The following is a 16,637-nucleotide window of genomic DNA, read 5'->3' on the forward strand; positions in this document are numbered from 1 at the left end:
GAATCAAAGGTTAGAGTGTGTTAATCCTCTAACCTTTATTAATTCAATACTATTGAATCAATTTTTTGAAAAAAAGTAAAATATTAACCTCTTTGTTCAATTGGCACATATTTTTGCATGCCAGGACCCGTATAATCCGCACGAGGACGAATTAATCGGTTATTTTCATATTGTTCTAGAATATGTGCTAACCAGCCGGATACACGGCTTACCGCGAAGATAGGTGTCATTAAATCATGATCGATACCTAAGCTGTGGTAAACAGAAGCCGAATAAAAATCTACGTTTGGCGGTAATTTCTTTTCACCGGTAACAATCGCTTCAATTTGAACAGACATATCATACCAATGCGGCTGGCCTGTCAGCTCAGTTAACTTCTTAGACATTTCTCTAAGATGCTTTGCCCGAGGGTCGCCTTGACGATATACTCTGTGACCAAAGCCCATAATTTTTTCCTTGTTGGCAAGCTTGCCGCGAACATATGGCTCCACATTTTCAAGTGTGCCAATTTCAGTTAACATCTTCATTACAGCTTCGTTTGCTCCGCCGTGCAGAGGACCTTTTAAAGCTCCAATGGCAGAAGTGATACCTGAATAAACATCAGATAAGGTTGCTACGCACACGCGTGCTGTAAAGGTGGATGCATTAAGTTCGTGGTCTGCATGTAAGACAAGGGCCTTATTCATCGCTTCTACTGCAATCGGTTCAGGCTCTTTACCTGAGAGCATGTATAAGAAGTTGGCTGCAAAGCTTAAATCCTGTCTAGGTGCAATTGGTTCAAGACCTTTTCTTACACGGGCGAACGTAGTTACAATGGCAGGCATTTTTGCTTGCAGGCGAACAGCTTTTCGATAGTTAGCTTCTTCATCCATTAAATCTGCTTCCTCATCATATAAACCTAGTAATGAAACAGCAGAACGGAGGGCTGCCATTGGATGTACCTTCTCAATTTGATACATCTTAAAGTGTTGGATAACTTCCGGAGGCAGGGCTGAATTTTGAGCCAGCTGTGTTTTTAACTCAGTCAACTCTTCTGCATTTGGTAATCGTCTGTGCCATAATAGGTAAATTACTTCTTCAAAACTAGCATTTACTGCTAAGTCATCAATGTCATAGCCAACATATGTCAGTGTGTCATCAATAATGGAGCTTATTGACGATGTTGTTGCCACTACCCCTTCAAGACCGCGTGTTACTGTCATAGCAAAATCTCTCCTCACATTCTAAAATTCCCCATCTTTCTTTAAAACTGTCTGCTGACGGTTCACTAACACATTTAAATAGCCAGCTCTTAAATACTCATATGCCTTTGAAAGCAATATCTTTCTTAATAGACAAAATACTTTTACCAACTGAAAGTTATGATGGAGTTTCAGTTAAGTTAAAAGCTTGATTTATAGTTATTGACTTAGTCAAGTGACTCCTGATTTCCCCTTTTTCATTACCCCTGAGCGATTGCTCGGAATCAATCCAAGTTTTTTTCTATTGTTGATTGAATTAAAATTCGGTTAATTAGTAATGTAACATTGATATATAGTTTATGTAAATTAGGATACGCTTACAAGCCTATTATAAACAATTATCAGATTTTTGTGAATGAAAAGACACTGAAAAAAGAAAAAAATATTATTTTACAAAAAATCTAGCTGAAAAATCCGATCAGCTTCATGGCAGTATAAGCGATACCCGCACCAATCAAAGGGCCGACTGCTACACCTTTAAAAATGGAAACAGATAAAATGGTTCCAAGCACTAAAGCTGTCGTAATTTGCGGATCATCTGCCAGAAGTTTGACCCCTCCCTTTGCAAGTATGGCCACAAGCATCCCCGAAATCAGGGCAATCCAGGCATACGGTGATTTAAATGATGATGTCAAGTCCCTAAAACCAATATCTCCGCTTGCTATTGGAGCCAGTACAGCAATCGTAATCAACGTGACCCCCCAGTTAATCCCCTTTGACTGAATAAAGGAAAATGACTTTGCCTCCAAACCGCCAGCCTTTAATAGGATCAATGCGGCAATAGCGATCAGTAAGGAAGTATTTTTAGCAATTAAACCAATGACGAGTAAAAGCAGCAAGAATAATAATGACTCGCTTAGCATAGTGTGACCAATCCTTTCCAAATTATCGTAACATAGTAGTGATTTATATTGGGATGTTCGTGCTATTCTGATTTCCTTTTATTATTTGGTTCTAATGAAACTTTATTTGCCGTGATTCGTAGTATTTTAGCAAATACATCAATGGGAAAATCATGCAGTATCCAATATAAAATGTTAAACTGAGATTACTATTCATTAAAAGGAGGGCTGATTTTGGAGCTGAAATATATATACCGGACCATCCGATTTATCCTTGTAGTGGGCGGTGTATTATTGGCACTGTATCTATTTTATTTTTTATCAAAAATTACCTATCCATTTTTAATAGGTCTAATTATTGCCTTTCTTATTAATCCTTTAGTCGATCTCCTTGAAAGAAAGGTAAAGATGCCGCGTGTTCTCGCGGTGCTAATCGCACTAATTGTGATATTCGCCTTTTGTGCCGGGCTCATTACGCTTTTAGTAGCTGAGATTGTATCTGGTACTGCTTATTTAGCAACAGTAGTTCCTGAACACCTCGATACGCTGATCAACTATCTAGAAGATTATTTTACAGCGCAAATTATACCCTTATACAATCAATTAACCAGTGTATTTAATAAGCTTGATGCCGGCCAGCAGGACACCATCATTGGAAATATTCAAAATGTAGGGTCAAGAATCGGATCAACAGTAGGAAACTTTTTAAAAAATCTTTTTGAAAACATACCGAATATACTATCCTGGTTTCCAAATGCAGCAACGGTCCTCATTTTCTCTTTATTAGGTACCTTTTTTATCAGTAAGGATTGGTATCGCCTCTCTTCGTACGGAGGAAGACTGTTACCGCAAAAAGCGAAGACGAGCGGCAAAACCGTCTTCGTTGACTTAAAAAAGGCTCTATTTGGATTTATAAAAGCACAATTAACCCTGATATCGATTACCACTGTCATCATTCTTATCGGTTTGCTCATCCTCAGAGTAGATTATGCTATAACCATTGCATTAGCAACAGGGATCGTTGATATTATCCCTTACCTAGGAACAGGAGCAGTGTTCGTGCCGTGGATTATCTATTCATCGATTAGTGGTGATATGGGAATGGCGATTGGTCTTGGTGTGCTTTACATAATTGTCCTTGTACAGCGGCAAATTATGGAACCTAAAATTCTGTCATCAAATATTGGATTGGATCCTTTAGCTACTTTGATTGCTTTATTTGTGGGCTTTAAATTAATTGGTTTCTTAGGTTTAATTGTCGGTCCTGTTACCCTTGTAATTATCAGTACCCTTTACCGTGCAAATGTGTTCCATGATGTATGGACATTTATTAAAGGCCGTGAAGCATAAAAATTGAACTTTTTATCATATAGGCTGTGTTAAATGTAATTGTTGATTTTTAGCACGTTGATTGGAGCGGAAGGCGGCGTAGACTCCTGCGGGAGTACGGGGCAGGGGAGACCCCGCAGGCGCTTTAAGCGCCGAGGAGGCTCCCCGGCACGCCCGCGGAAAGCGAAGCCGCCTGGAGCGGAAATCAACATTCATGATTAACACAGCCATCATATAAAAAACGTCAGCCCCGATGGAGCTGACGTTTTTTCATGCATTTTTAACACTTTATTTTAATGCAGATTTGTTTAATTAAAGTACACTTGCGTGTCCGTTGTAGACAATTCCTCTAGTTGCGTCAACAGTTACTTCTTGACCATCCCTAAATAATTCAAGCGCACGGTCAACTCCCACAATAACTGGGATACTAAGATTTAGACCAACTACTGCAGCATGGCTGGTTAGTCCGCCTTCTTGAGTAATGAGCGCGGCACATTTTTCGATAGCCGGTATCATATCACGATCTGTACCAATGGTTACAAGAATGGAACCTGGTTTTACTTTTTCCAATGCTTCTTTTGCGTCGTGGGCAACTACTACTTTACCAAAGGCAGAGCGGCGGCCGATCCCTTGAGCTTTTGTGATGACGTCTCCAACCACATGAATCTTCATTAAGTTCGTTGCGCCTGTTTCCCCTACTGGTACGCCGGCAGTGATGACAACTAATTCACCATGTTTAACAATACCGCTTTCTAGGCTTGTTTCAACAGCAGTATCCAGCATTTCATCAGTGGTTGTGGAAGTACCGCCAAGCTGAGGATAAACACCCCAAACCAGCTGCAAACGGCGGACAGTGGTTTCATTCGCAGTGACAGCCACGATTGCTGCTTTTGGACGATATTTAGAAATCATTCTAGCTGTATGACCACTCTCTGTCGGTGTAATAATGGAATTAACCTCAAGGTTTAAAGCAGTATGTGCTACAGACTGCGCAACCGCATCAGTTAAGTTATGTTCTGTATTTTTGCTGCGGTTTGAAAGGATTTCTTTATGGTCCAAAGCCTGCTCTGCTCTTGAAGCAATATTATGCATCGTCTGTACAGCCTCTACAGGGTATTGTCCAGCAGCTGTTTCACCAGATAGCATAATAGCATCTGTACCATCAAAAATAGCATTGGCGACGTCACTAGCTTCTGCACGCGTTGGTCTTGGGTTGCGCTGCATGGAATCAAGCATTTGCGTAGCTGTAATAACAGGTTTTCCAAGTGCATTACATTTTTTAATTAACATTTTTTGTACAAGCGGCACTTCCTCAGCAGGTATTTCTACACCAAGGTCTCCACGTGCAACCATCAAACCATCAGAGATTTCAAGGATTTCGTCGATGTTATCAACGCCTTCTTGGTTTTCTATTTTTGGAATGATTTGAATGTGGTTTCCATTGTTTGCTTCTAAAAGCTGACGGATTTCTAATACATCTTTAGCCCGGCGAACAAAAGATGCTGCAATGAAGTCAACGCCTTGTTCAATTCCGAATAAAATATCTTGAGTGTCTTTTTCTGTGATTCCAGGCAGATTTACAGATACACCTGGAACATTGACACCCTTTTTATTTTTTAATGTACCGCTGTTAAGAATTTTCGTATGGATTTCTCTGTCTGATTGGTTAATATCAGTAACTTCAAGACCAATTAGTCCATCATCTAAGAGAATTCGAGAACCTACATGAACATCTTCAATTAATCCTTCATATGTAACAGAAAATTTTTCTGTAGTCCCTTCCACTTCGTTCATTGAGACAATAATATTATTTCCAGCTGTAAGCTCAATTGCTCCGTTTTGCATGTTATGTGTACGGATTTCAGGGCCCTTAGTATCCAGCAGGATTGCTACTGTCTTTCCAGTTTGCTTCGATGCTTCCCTGATATTTATAATTCTTGCCCCATGTTCTTCAAAATCTCCATGGGAAAAATTCAATCGGGAAACATTCATTCCCGCATTGATTAACTGTGTTAATTTTTCAACTGATTCACTTGCAGGACCAATCGTACAAACGATTTTTGTTTTACGTTGCATGCTTTATTTCCTCCTAAATTTAGAAAAGACAAACTCTAATTCTTAAATTGATAATTCCTTAGATAAATTGTACAAATCAAGATCTACTGTATGTTTCTTCTTAAGTGCCTCAATGATATCATAGTCAACAAGCTTATTATTTTCAATGCCTACGGCACGTCCGCCTTTTCCATCAATCAGGAGTTCAACCGCGCGTGCTGCAAGTCTGCTTGCTAGTACCCTGTCAGCTACAGTAGGTGAACCACCGCGCTGGATATGACCCAATACAGATACTCTTGTATCAAATTCTGTGCTTTCTTTGAGCTGGCGTGCAAATTCGTATCCACTGCAGACGCCTTCCGCAACAACAATAATACTATGCTTTTTGCCCCGTTCATGTCCACTGCGAAGTCGATCAGCTACTTCGTTCATATCAAAATTTTCTTCAGGAATTAGAATCGTTTCAGCTCCGCCTGCAAGCCCAGACCATAAGGCGATGTCACCAGCATTACGTCCCATAACCTCAATAACGAATGTTCTTTCATGCGATGTAGCTGTATCTCGGATTTTATCGATTGCGTCAATTACCGTATTAAGGGCAGTATCAAAGCCAATTGTTAATTCCGTTCCTGGGATATCATTATCAATGGTTCCAGGGACACCGACACATGGATACCCTTGCTCTGTTAACGCTTTTGCGCCGCGATAAGAACCGTCACCGCCGATAACTACTAATCCCTCAATTCCGTGAGCACGTAGCTGCTCGATTCCTTTCTTTTGTACTTCTCTGTCTGCAAATTCAGGAAGACGGGCAGACTGAAGCATCGTACCACCACGGTGAATGATATCCCCTACAGATCCAAGCTCAAGCTTTTTAATATTCCCATTGACTAATCCAAGGTATCCGCCGTAAATACCATAAACCTCTACATTATGAAAAATCGCTTTACGGACAACGGCACGAATCGCCGGATTCATACCTGGAGCATCTCCGCCACTAGTAAGCACACCAATTTTTTTCATATTCTCCACCTCAATTTCAAATTAAACCATATGTACAAAAAATTCATTGTTAATAGTTTGTTTTCATGCTGTTTTTATTATTGACATAAAACCTGCGAATATTTATAAAATAACATGAAGAAATCGGCTTAACAACCGATTCATATTAGTAATTATAATAGACGGAATAATTAGTTAATTGGTAGCGCTTCATCCACGTATGTAACCGATATCATTAGCAATTTCAGTAACTTTTGGTGAATAATCTGTGAAAATGTCGAAAAAAAATCGTGCCCAAAAATGAGCACGAATCTTAATTTACACTGATAAAATCATTCTCAACTGTAAATTCGCCAATCGTTCTGAATCGATTATAACGATCAGCAATTAATTCTTCCTCAGAAAGTTTGAGTAAGTCTGTAAGTGAAGCTTTTAGTACCTTGTCAATTTCCTCTGCCTGCTTTTGGACATCCTTTTGAGCTCCGCCTTTAATTTCCGGAATAATATCATCAATAATCCCAAGATCTTTTAAATCAGGAGCAGTAATTCTCATTGTTTCTGCCGCATTTTTAGCAAGGGATGCATCTTTCCATAAAATAGCAGCTGCTCCTTCAGGAGAAATAACAGAGTAGGTGGAGTTTTCGAGCATATAAATACGATTGCCCACGCCTAGCGCTAGAGCACCGCCGCTTCCGCCCTCACCAATCACGATACAAATAACAGGAACCCTAAGACCTGCCATTTCAAATAAATTTCGAGCGATGGCCTCACTCTGGCCTCTTTCTTCAGCGGCTTTACCTGGATAAGCCCCCTTTGTATCAATAAAACAGATAATCGGACGATTGAATTTATCTGCCTGCTTCATAAGCCTGAGCGCTTTCCGATATCCTTCAGGATGCGGCATTCCAAAATTCCGGCGAATATTTTCTTTTGTATCCTTACCGCGTTGATGACCAATTACAGTAACAGGTAAACCTTTAAATTTCGCCACACCGCCAACAATAGCCTCATCATCCGCAAAGGTCCGGTCACCATGGCACTCAAAGAATCCATCAAATAGATAGGAAATATAATCAAGTGTCGTCGGTCTGCTGGCAAGACGGGCAATTTGAACCCGTTCCCACGGGGTGATATTTTCATATATATCCTGTTCCAGCTTTTCAAGACGAGTTTCTAACTTTTTAATTTCTGTGCTTAAATCTACATCAGCTGTTTTAGTGAACTCTTTTAATTCAGTAATTTTCTTTCTAAGCTCCACAATTGGACGTTCGAATTCTAATTCTCCTGCCATTCGAGTTCACCTCCTGGTTGATGAATTTCTAATATGTTTGTAATTTGTTCTACCATTTCCAGTCGAGGAAGAATGGCATCTAACTGGCCATGTTTTAAAAGAAACTCAGCCGTCTGGAAATCCTCCGGCAATTCCTCACGGATCGATTGTTCAATAACCCTGCGGCCGGCAAAAGCAATTAATGCTCCAGGTTCCGCAAAGTTATAATCCCCCAATGAGGCAAAGCTTGCAGACACCCCGCCTGTTGTTGGGTGTGTCATGATGGAGATAATCAGACCTCCATTATTGCTAAATCTTTTTAAGGCAACGCTTGTCTTGGCCATTTGCATCAAACTCAAAGCGCCCTCTTGCATTCTTGCCCCGCCAGAAGCTGTAAAAATAATAAATGGAACTGACAGTTCGTCCGCCTTTTCTACAGCCCTGGTTATTTTTTCACCGACCACTGAACCCATGCTGCCCATACGGAAAGAGGCATCCATAATGGCCACAACAACTTTATGTCCGTTAACTGAGCCCATCCCAGTGACAACCGCTTCGTTCAAGTTGCTTTTTTGCCGGTCCTTTTCAAGTTTCTCCAGATAGTCCGGGAAATTAAGAGGATTTATCGAGATCATTTCCTCGTTTAATTCAACAAAACTACCTTCATCGAGAAAACTATCTATCCGCTCTTCTGCAGTCATTTGAAAATGAAAACCGCAATGCAAGCATACTTTTGCATTCTTCACTAATTCTTTTGTATACATAATTTTCTTACATGAAGGACATTTAGACATAATTCCTTCAGGTACATTCTTTGCCGTTTCATTTGGAATCGTTGCATATTTTTTCTTTTTTGGTTGATTTTTTGTAAAAAGATCTTTAAGCGCCAAATTAAAACCTCCCTTGGGTAACGCCAACCTGCCATTGGCAAGATTCTCCAATAATTGCTATTATAGAATTCTTTCTATCCTGCCTTTACTTCATACCTATTAGAATTCCAATGTGGTCAGACCACTATTAGATTAAAAAACAGCCATCCTAACAGAGCTTGTATAAATTTCAATATAAAATAAAAAAAATTTAAAATCTGTTAGTATTTGTCGGTAGAGTTTGACAAATTTCGAAGTTTTCTATACGCAGATAGTGTTTTTTCAAGATTCTTTTCGGCTAAAGCTTTTACCAATTCGAGATAATCATCCCGCATATACGTTATATGATTTTCTTCGAGTGAATTGTAATACTCTTTTAAAATGGACCATAATCGTAAGAACAAGTGGTTATCGGAAAGCTCCATCAGACTTTGAAAAAATTGGTCATCAGAAATATCTTCCGTTCGTTCCAGCCAATTTAAGATCTTGTTTATTTCCTGATTATCCGCCTTTTGCAGAGCTAAACGCAAGCAATCCATTTCAATATAGTACTTTGTTTCAAGAACATCACGTTTTGCTTTTTGATCTTGCAGGATAAACGTGCTAAGAAGCTGGACAAGCTGGTGGCCTCTAAAATCTCTAATATAGGTTCCTTCGCCTCTTCTTGTCTCAATTAAACCAAGTAATTCTAAGGCCCTGAGGGCTTCGCGAACGGAAGAGCGCCCGAAATTCAGGCGCTCCGACAATTCACGTTCAGATGGGATTTTATCTCCGGTCTTTAGACCATCAACGGTAATCATATCTCTTAACTGCTTCACAATCTCTAAATATACTTTAGTATTGGTCACCTAAGTAATCACTCACTTTTACCAATGATTGCGAGCCTCCCAGTTCTTTCCTTTACATCTTCAGGGTCTACCTTTAGACGAGCAACCCCTGTTTCCATTGCTGCCTTAGCCACTGCAGCAGCTACATTGGGTGCTACTCTTGGATCAAATGGGGCTGGAATCACGTAATCTGCATGCAGTTCATCCTCGTTGATTAACGAAGCAATCGCTTCTACTGCCGCCACTTTCATTTTTTCATTAATATGTGTCGCACGTACATCAAGTGCTCCGCGGAATATCCCTGGAAAAGCTAGTACATTATTCACTTGGTTTGGAAAGTCAGAGCGTCCTGTCCCCACGACTTTAGCCCCTGCTGCTTTTGCTTCTTCAGGCATAATCTCTGGGTCAGGGTTTGCCATTGCAAAGATGATCGGGTCAGGGTTCATCGATGCAATCATTTCCTTTGTCAAGGCTCCTGCGACAGATACCCCAATAAAAACATCTGCCCCTTTGATGACATCGGCGAGACTTCCTTTGAGATTATCACGGTTTGTATATTTTGCTACTTCTGCTTTAACTGTGTTCATTCCTTGGGGGCGGCCTTCATAAATAGCCCCTTTGGTATCACACATTATAATGTCTCTTACTCCGTAGCTGTGAAGCAGCTTAATAATAGCGATCCCTGCGGCACCCGCTCCACTAGCAACCACTTTTATTTCTGTCATTTTCTTTCCAGTAATTTTAAGGGCATTGACAAGTCCTGCTACAGTTACAATGGCTGTACCATGCTGGTCATCATGAAAAATTGGAATATTGGCTTCCCTTTTTAATCTCTCCTCAATCACAAAACAGTTAGGAGCAGCGATATCCTCGAGATTTACTCCGCCAAAGGTCGGCTCTAATAACTTAACCGTTTCAATAATTTTCTCGACATCTGTTGTGTTTAAACAAATAGGAAAGGCATCTACACCCGCAAAGCTTTTAAACAGTACGGCTTTTCCTTCCATTACAGGAAGGGCGGCTTCTGGTCCAATATTCCCCAGACCTAAAACAGCTGTACCATCGGAAACAACGGCAACCATATTACCTTTCATGGTATAGTCATATACTGTTTCCGGTTTTTCATAGATGTCTTTACATGGCTCTGCCACACCAGGTGAATAGGCTAAACTTAAATCATGTGCATTTCGAACTGGAACCTTTGATTTAGACTCTAATTTTCCTTTATGAATGCGATGCATGTGCAATGCTTCTTCACGTAAAGTCAAGAAATGTCACCCCTAAAAAAATTATATAAAATATATAAATATCCGTTAACCATTAGCCTCAATAGTGGTCAGACCACACTTGTCTCATTATCACTATAACATATCTAGAAGAGTTGTAAAGATTTAATCCCTTAGGACAACATTTTTTAAACCAAGGAAGTTCCTAAGTTCCTGAAGTAATTGGGGCCCTGGTTTTACCTTGTATTCATCTCCCAATTTAATGGTTTTCCTGCTTTCTTCATAATGAAGAACAACCTGGGCATTTCCTGGATTGGCTTTAAGAAGCAGCTCAATTTTCCTAAGTGTCGATTCATCCTGTTGTCCTTGGGAAACTTTTAAATATAAAACAGACGGTTTTTGGGTATTGTTCTGTAACCACTGCTCTAATTCAAACACCTGCTGAATGATAAATTGCCGCTGGTTCTCCCGTTCTTCGACCTTCCCCTCGAGAAGAACAAAACTCCCTTGTTTCAATACTAACTGAAATCGTTTATAGACATTAGGAAAAGCCACTGCCTCCATTTCACCACTTGAATCGCTAACCGTTAAAAAGGACATGGAATCACCTTTTTTTGTTCTTATTGATTTCAAATGTGAGATATAGACTCCTGTTACAACCCTTTTCATATCGGCAGCTAATTCATATAGCAATAATGCCCCACTGGCTTTGAGTCTTTTTTCATAGACGGAAACAGGATGGTCTGATAGGTAAAAACCGAGTGCCTCTTTCTCAAAAGCTAATTTAGTTTCAAGATTAATCGGATCCACATGGACATATTTCGGCTTTGGAATCATCTCATCATCAAACAAGGCAAATTGCTCGGAGTCGTCCGGTTTGAAAATTTGGGCATGATCAATTGCAACATCCAAACTGGCCAAAAGCACCGCACGATCCTCACCAAATTCATCAAAAGCTCCTGAATGAACAAGAAACTCCAGTGTTTTACGATTCACAGCTTTGGAAGAAACTCTGATACAAAAATCAAATAAATCATCAAACTTCTTCCGTTTTCGAGCTTGGAAGATTTCCTTTAGAGCTGCTCCACCTACACTCTTTATGGCTGCAAGACTATAACGTATCCCTTTGCCTTCAACCTGAAAGGAGTATTTGCTATGATTGATCGATGGCGGGAGGATAACTAAATCCTTTTGACGTGATTCCATGATATATTGGGCAATTTTAGTATCATTTCCGATGGCGGAAGTGAGCAGTCCAGCCATAAAATGGAGTGGAAAATTTGCTTTTAAGTAAGCCAGCTGATAGGCAATCATACTATAGGCAACCGCATGACTCCGATTGAATCCATAATTGGCAAAGCGGACAATTAAATCATATATTTCATTCGCCAGTCCTTCAAAATATCCTTTTTTTAGTGCACCTTGAACAAAGTGATATCTCTCTTTATCCAAAACTTCTTTTTGCTTTTTCCCGACTGCCCGGCGTAAAAGATCGGCTTCACCAAGAGAAAAACCAGCCATCTTTGCAGCAATCTGCATGATTTGCTCTTGGTAAACAATTACTCCATATGTATTTTCTAGGATGGGCTCTAAATCAGGGTGTGGATAATCCACCTTCACTTTGCCGTGTTTCCGATCGATATATAAAGGAATATTTTCCATTGGACCGGGCCGGTACAAGGCATTTACTGCTACAATATCCTCAAATCGCGATGGCTTTAACCGAGCCAGTACCTTTCGCATCCCTTCAGATTCAAGTTGAAAGATACCGGTGGTTTCACCACGTGCTAATAAGGCGAAAGTACGTTGATCTTGAAGCGGTAACTGCTTCACATCCACCTTCCTGCCCGTATCACGGAAAATTGACGACAAAATGGTTTCAATCAGGGAAAGGTTTCTAAGACCGAGGAAGTCCATTTTTAGCAATCCGATCTCCTCAAGATGTTCCATTGAGTATTGGGTCAAGTAGACGTCACCAGAACCCCGTTGAATTGGGATTAATTCAACAAGCGGCTTTTCACTAATGACCACGCCTGCCGCATGTGTGGAAGTATGTCGCGGCAGCCCTTCAAGCTTTAAAGCTGTATCAAAAAGCCTCTTATTCAATGGGGTATCATTTACATACTTTCTTAATTGTTCAGATTCCTTATAGGCTGCTTCAAGGTTTATCCCTAAGCGCGACGGAACCAATTTGGATAAATACTCTAATTCCTTTGCATTTAGGCCAAAAGCTCTTCCAACGTCTCTTAAGGCAGCCTTAGCTGCGAGTGTTCCAAAGGTAACAATCTGTGATACATGCATTTCTCCGTATTTTCTCGCGACGTACTCTATGACTTCATCACGGCGGTGATCTGGAAAATCAATATCGATATCCGGCATCGATATCCGTTCAGGATTTAAAAAGCGCTCAAATAATAGATTATGCTCGATTGGGTCTACATCCGTGATATATAGAACATAAGCAACAAGGGACCCTGCTGCAGAGCCCCGCCCAGGGCCAGTAAGAATTCCGTGTTCGCGTGCATATCTCATAAAATCCCAAACAATTAAAAAATAGTTGCTGAACTTCATCCGCTTAATGACGTCAAGCTCAAATTCCAAACGCTCTAAATACACCTTTGCCGGCTCTGTAAAACGCTCTTGCAATCCCTTTTTACATAGCTCTTCAAGAAACTGCTCCGCTGGCATTCCATTGTCTGTCGGAAAGGTTGGTAAATAGGTTTTATTAAGGTCAATATTTATTGAACACCGTGCTGCAATCCGCAAGGAATTTTCCAAGGCCTCTGGAATTTCCGAGAAACTTTCAGCCATTGTCTTAGCACTCTTTAAGTAAAATTGATCGCTATTAAGTTTTTCCCTATGCTCATCTTGGAGTTTATCGCCATTTTTTATCGCCAATAAACATTCATGAGCAAAAGTGTCTTCTTCTTCTAGATAATGAACTCTGTTGGTGGCTACGAGAGGAATATTTTCTTCCTTTGCAATCGAAAGAAATTGTTGATTTATCTCGATCTCTTCTTGTAATTGATGATGTTGAACGGCTAAATAAAAACTGCCATTACCAAAGATCGTGTCCAATTTACGGATTAAGCTTCTTGTCTCATCCACATTTCCTGTTAAAAGGGACTGCTCAATTTCTCCCTCAAGCCCCGGAGTAATGGCAATAAGCCCCTGTGAATAGGATTTCAGCCATTTAAATGGGAGTCCATTGTTTGACTTTGTCTGAACCGCGCTCGTTATTTTTAATAGATTTTTAAATCCAACTTCTGTTTCCGCTAGTAATACAAGCGGAAAGGATTGATTTGGATCACGTTCACTTTCCACATCAACCGTTAAACCAATAATCGGCTTAAGGTTATTTTTTTTACAGAGTTTATAAAACTCAATCGTTCCGTACATCACATTTCGATCGGTTAGAGCAAGGGCTTTAAATCCCTTTTGCTTGGCATTTTCAACTAAATCTGTTACCGATGCAGTACTTGTCAACAAACTGTAGGCACTGTACACATGAAGGTGAATAAAAGACATAATGTCACACCGTTCCTTAAAAATATTTCATTACTTTAATTATAGAGCTTAATCAAAAAAAAGAAAATATGTTCTGGTTTATAGAAACTGCCTTTTGTTAATTGGCAAATCATATTCCCGGACCTTTGTCCATATAAATGAATATAACAATCTAAAAAGGGCGGTTTGCTGATGAAAGAAATCGGTTTTTTCCCAGCTTTTATTGAAAGTTACTTCATTGCGCTTGGAGTCGTACTTGGCGGTTCCTTAATCGGGGGAATCGCTTCATTCTTAACAGGACAGCCGCCGCTTACGACCGTCTACCGATTGTCTTCCGCACTAAGGATATGGGCAATCGTTTCTGCAATTGGTGGAACATTCGATGCGGTTTACACCTTTGAAAGAGGCTTATTTAATGCGGATACAAAGGATCTTTTTAAACAATTATTACTTATCCTTTCTGCCCTTGGCGGTGCCCAAACAGGTGCACTGATCATTAATTGGTTAACCCAGGAGCATATATCGTCATGAGAGTTCCGCAACTATATCGAAGACCCGGCTGGCAGCGTTTCTTTGCAGGAACAGCTATTGGCGGAGCGGTAAGCTGGTGTATCTTTTTATATATTTACGGAGTTTGGCAGGAAGAAAATACGGAGTTGATTCGTAAACAACAGCAGGATATTGTTGATTTAAATAACGAGAAAAAGATTTGGCAGGACGAGTATAAGGAAATTAATCGGCGAAAAATCGAACAGTTAACAGTTCAAAAAATTAATATCAGAATTACCAACGCCGAAAAATATAAGCTTGACTCATTAAGTGTACTAGAAACAGAGGATTCCGTACGTGATGATATCAGTATGATGATTGCAAAAGATATCGAGACCGTTTATAAGAGTAAAGATTTGATTAGAAAAATTATTGAAAACAAACAGATAAAAATCAATGATAAAAGATACAAATTAAAAGTCAAAGAAATGGTCATTTATACTAACCTAACTATACAGCTGGAAATTGACTTTGAATAAAGAAGCTGGAGCTCCTGCACTCGCACTTCAGCTAGATAGATTTAACGGCCCAATTACGGGCCGTCTTTATTTTAATACTAGTTTTTATATTCTTCGCAGACTTTCCCTAATTCACGGATGACCGCGTCCACTTCGTCCCATGAATAGATTGTCGCACCGGAGGCAAGCGGGTGTCCGCCGCCGTTAAATTTTCTAGCGACCACATTGATGACAGGTCCCTTTGAACGGAGCCTTACCCGAATTTGCTTTTCTTCCTCGATGAAAAAGACCCAGGCCTTGATGCCCTTTACATCTGCAAGAGAACTAACGAGAAGTGATGCTTCCGCAGGTCTTGCATTATACTCTTTCAATAATTCCTTTGTTATCATAACGGAACCTACACCATTTGACTGCAGTTCAAAGTTTTGAAGGATATAACCTTGCAATTTAATAATATTAGCGTCCAGCTCATACATTCTGTCGAATAGTTCAGTACGTGAAAAGTTGTAATGGATTAATTCACCTGCATAGGCAAACGTCTTTTCTGTCGAGCTTGGGAATAAAAACCTCCCCGTGTCCCCTACGATGCCGGCAAATAATAGTCTTGCCGCTTCATCATTCATTTTCAGACCCAATTCTTTACCTTGAAGGTAGAATTCATAAATCATTTCACTGCAGGAACTTGCATTTGTGTCGACCCACAGTAAGTCTCCATAAGGCTCCATATTTGGATGGTGATCAATTTTAATCAATTTATCACCAGTATTGTAACGGCGGTCATCAATTCTATCTTGATTTGCTGTATCACAAACTATGACTAATGCGCCCTTATAAACCTCATCGTCAATGACATCAAGCCTGCGGAGGAAATTTAGAGTCGGTTCCTCTTGGCCTACTGCATAAATTTTTTTCTCTGGAAAGGATGCCTTTAAAATAGCTGTTAATCCGCCTTGTGATCCGTATGCATCCGGATCCGGCCGGACATGACGATGAACAATAATGGTTTCGTATTGTTCAATCGTTGTTAAAATTTGCTCAATCATGAACACTGCTCCTTATGTACCAATTATGGCTTTTTTTTTCAATCCACGGTAAAATAGTAGATGATTTCAAGTAATTTGGAGGATCAAATCATGTTAATCCTAGTTATCTTAATTGCTATTCTATTTGCTTCCTATCTATTTTATAAAACAAAATACTTTAGAAGCAACCGTCACGTTGAAAAGAAATGGCTTTCTGCTAAATCAAATATGGCTCTTGGCCTTTTTGTCTGCTTATTTGGTATTAATCACCTTTTCTTTATTTCTGAGACTACCACATCATACATTATTGCAGCCATTTTTATCATCTATGGTGCTTACTTTAGCTGGACTGGCTATAAAAAATATAAGCACTATCTGCCATTTGCGATTGAAGAAGCAAATAGTTTTGATGCATAAAAATAAGTTAAGCCGCTTCGATA

At 39.9% G+C, this 16,637-nt stretch carries 14 protein-coding genes; 4 read left to right on the forward strand and 10 right to left on the reverse strand.

Features of this window, described 5'->3' with window-relative positions; genetic code table 11:
* Window positions 1-83 precede the first annotated feature (83 nt).
* Together citZ and GXK58_RS15010 are read right to left on the reverse strand one after the other, a co-directional pair.
* A complete protein-coding gene (gene citZ, locus GXK58_RS15005) occupies window positions 84-1,202 on the reverse strand; it encodes a citrate synthase (RefSeq protein ID WP_160723974.1) in 1,119 nt (372 codons plus the stop codon).
* Window positions 1,203-1,642: 440 nt separating this feature from the next.
* The gene (locus GXK58_RS15010) at window positions 1,643-2,104 is read right to left on the reverse strand and encodes a DUF441 domain-containing protein (RefSeq protein WP_160723975.1); all 462 of its coding nucleotides are present in this window, start codon (window positions 2,102-2,104) and stop codon (window positions 1,643-1,645) included.
* A 213-nt stretch (window positions 2,105-2,317) separates the two neighbouring features.
* Between GXK58_RS15010 and ytvI the strand changes: the two genes are divergently transcribed.
* Complete coding sequence (gene ytvI, locus GXK58_RS15015; protein ID WP_160723976.1) at window positions 2,318-3,433, forward strand: sporulation integral membrane protein YtvI; 1,116 nt, start codon at window positions 2,318-2,320, stop codon at window positions 3,431-3,433.
* Between the two features lie 291 nt (window positions 3,434-3,724).
* Here ytvI and pyk read toward each other — a convergent pair whose 3' ends face one another.
* The 7 genes from pyk to dnaE form a co-directional block, all read right to left on the reverse strand.
* Window positions 3,725-5,488: a pyruvate kinase gene (gene pyk / locus GXK58_RS15020; protein WP_160723977.1), complete on the reverse strand. Its 1,764-nt coding sequence runs from the start codon at window positions 5,486-5,488 to the stop codon at window positions 3,725-3,727.
* Between the two features lie 42 nt (window positions 5,489-5,530).
* A complete protein-coding gene (pfkA, locus tag GXK58_RS15025; protein WP_160723978.1) occupies window positions 5,531-6,490 on the reverse strand; it encodes a 6-phosphofructokinase in 960 nt (319 codons plus the stop codon).
* Window positions 6,491-6,782: 292 nt separating this feature from the next.
* Window positions 6,783-7,760: an acetyl-CoA carboxylase carboxyl transferase subunit alpha gene (accA, locus tag GXK58_RS15030; protein WP_160723979.1), complete on the reverse strand. Its 978-nt coding sequence runs from the start codon at window positions 7,758-7,760 to the stop codon at window positions 6,783-6,785.
* The gene (gene accD / locus GXK58_RS15035) at window positions 7,745-8,629 is read right to left on the reverse strand and encodes an acetyl-CoA carboxylase, carboxyltransferase subunit beta (RefSeq protein ID WP_160723980.1); all 885 of its coding nucleotides are present in this window, start codon (window positions 8,627-8,629) and stop codon (window positions 7,745-7,747) included. Before accD ends, accA begins: the two co-directional genes overlap by 16 nt.
* Before the next feature lie 200 nt (window positions 8,630-8,829).
* Window positions 8,830-9,408, reverse strand: coding sequence for a GntR family transcriptional regulator (locus tag GXK58_RS15040; protein ID WP_160724094.1), 579 nt, complete (start codon window positions 9,406-9,408; stop codon window positions 8,830-8,832).
* A gap of 56 nt (window positions 9,409-9,464) precedes the next feature.
* A complete protein-coding gene (locus GXK58_RS15045) occupies window positions 9,465-10,703 on the reverse strand; it encodes an NAD(P)-dependent malic enzyme (protein ID WP_160723981.1) in 1,239 nt (412 codons plus the stop codon).
* 123 nt (window positions 10,704-10,826) lie between these two features.
* Entirely contained in the window at window positions 10,827-14,189 is a 3,363-nt protein-coding gene (dnaE, locus tag GXK58_RS15050; RefSeq protein WP_160723982.1) for a DNA polymerase III subunit alpha, read from the reverse strand.
* A 171-nt stretch (window positions 14,190-14,360) separates the two neighbouring features.
* Here dnaE and GXK58_RS15055 point away from each other — a divergent pair, with 171 nt between their 5' ends.
* Window positions 14,361-14,699 (forward strand): YtrH family sporulation protein, encoded by a 339-nt coding sequence (locus GXK58_RS15055; protein WP_160723983.1) that lies wholly within the window; start codon window positions 14,361-14,363, stop codon window positions 14,697-14,699.
* Window positions 14,696-15,196 carry a sporulation membrane protein YtrI gene (gene ytrI, locus GXK58_RS15060; RefSeq protein WP_160723984.1) on the forward strand — a complete coding sequence of 167 codons (501 nt, stop codon included), beginning with the start codon at window positions 14,696-14,698 and terminating at the stop codon, window positions 15,194-15,196. The genes GXK58_RS15055 and ytrI overlap by 4 nt, the downstream gene beginning before the upstream one ends.
* Before the next feature lie 77 nt (window positions 15,197-15,273).
* Here ytrI and GXK58_RS15065 read toward each other — a convergent pair whose 3' ends face one another.
* Entirely contained in the window at window positions 15,274-16,218 is a 945-nt protein-coding gene (locus tag GXK58_RS15065; RefSeq protein ID WP_160723985.1) for a DHH family phosphoesterase, read from the reverse strand.
* Window positions 16,219-16,308: 90 nt separating this feature from the next.
* Between GXK58_RS15065 and GXK58_RS15070 the strand changes: the two genes are divergently transcribed.
* Window positions 16,309-16,614 carry a YtpI family protein gene (locus GXK58_RS15070; protein ID WP_160723986.1) on the forward strand — a complete coding sequence of 102 codons (306 nt, stop codon included), beginning with the start codon at window positions 16,309-16,311 and terminating at the stop codon, window positions 16,612-16,614.
* Window positions 16,615-16,637 lie beyond the last annotated feature (23 nt).

Source organism: Bacillus sp. USDA818B3_A (assembly GCF_009928415.1).
Lineage (GTDB): Bacteria > Bacillota > Bacilli > Bacillales > Cytobacillaceae > Neobacillus.

Excerpts from the sequence above, each read along its gene's own strand:
- pyk (WP_160723977.1), bottom strand. The coding sequence starts at position 5,488 with ATGCAACGTAAAACAAAAATCGTTTGTACGATTGGTCCTGCAAGTGAA.
- citZ (WP_160723974.1), bottom strand. The coding sequence starts at position 1,202 with ATGACAGTAACACGCGGTCTTGAAGGGGTAGTGGCAACAACATCGTCA.
- GXK58_RS15055 (WP_160723983.1), top strand. The coding sequence starts at position 14,361 with ATGAAAGAAATCGGTTTTTTCCCAGCTTTTATTGAAAGTTACTTCATT.
- dnaE (WP_160723982.1), bottom strand. The coding sequence starts at position 14,189 with ATGTCTTTTATTCACCTTCATGTGTACAGTGCCTACAGTTTGTTGACA.
- GXK58_RS15070 (WP_160723986.1), top strand. The coding sequence starts at position 16,309 with ATGTTAATCCTAGTTATCTTAATTGCTATTCTATTTGCTTCCTATCTA.
- pfkA (WP_160723978.1), bottom strand. The coding sequence starts at position 6,490 with ATGAAAAAAATTGGTGTGCTTACTAGTGGCGGAGATGCTCCAGGTATG.
- GXK58_RS15040 (WP_160724094.1), bottom strand. The coding sequence starts at position 9,408 with ATGATTACCGTTGATGGTCTAAAGACCGGAGATAAAATCCCATCTGAA.
- accA (WP_160723979.1), bottom strand. The coding sequence starts at position 7,760 with ATGGCAGGAGAATTAGAATTCGAACGTCCAATTGTGGAGCTTAGAAAG.
- GXK58_RS15065 (WP_160723985.1), bottom strand. The coding sequence starts at position 16,218 with ATGATTGAGCAAATTTTAACAACGATTGAACAATACGAAACCATTATT.
- ytrI (WP_160723984.1), top strand. The coding sequence starts at position 14,696 with ATGAGAGTTCCGCAACTATATCGAAGACCCGGCTGGCAGCGTTTCTTT.
- GXK58_RS15010 (WP_160723975.1), bottom strand. The coding sequence starts at position 2,104 with ATGCTAAGCGAGTCATTATTATTCTTGCTGCTTTTACTCGTCATTGGT.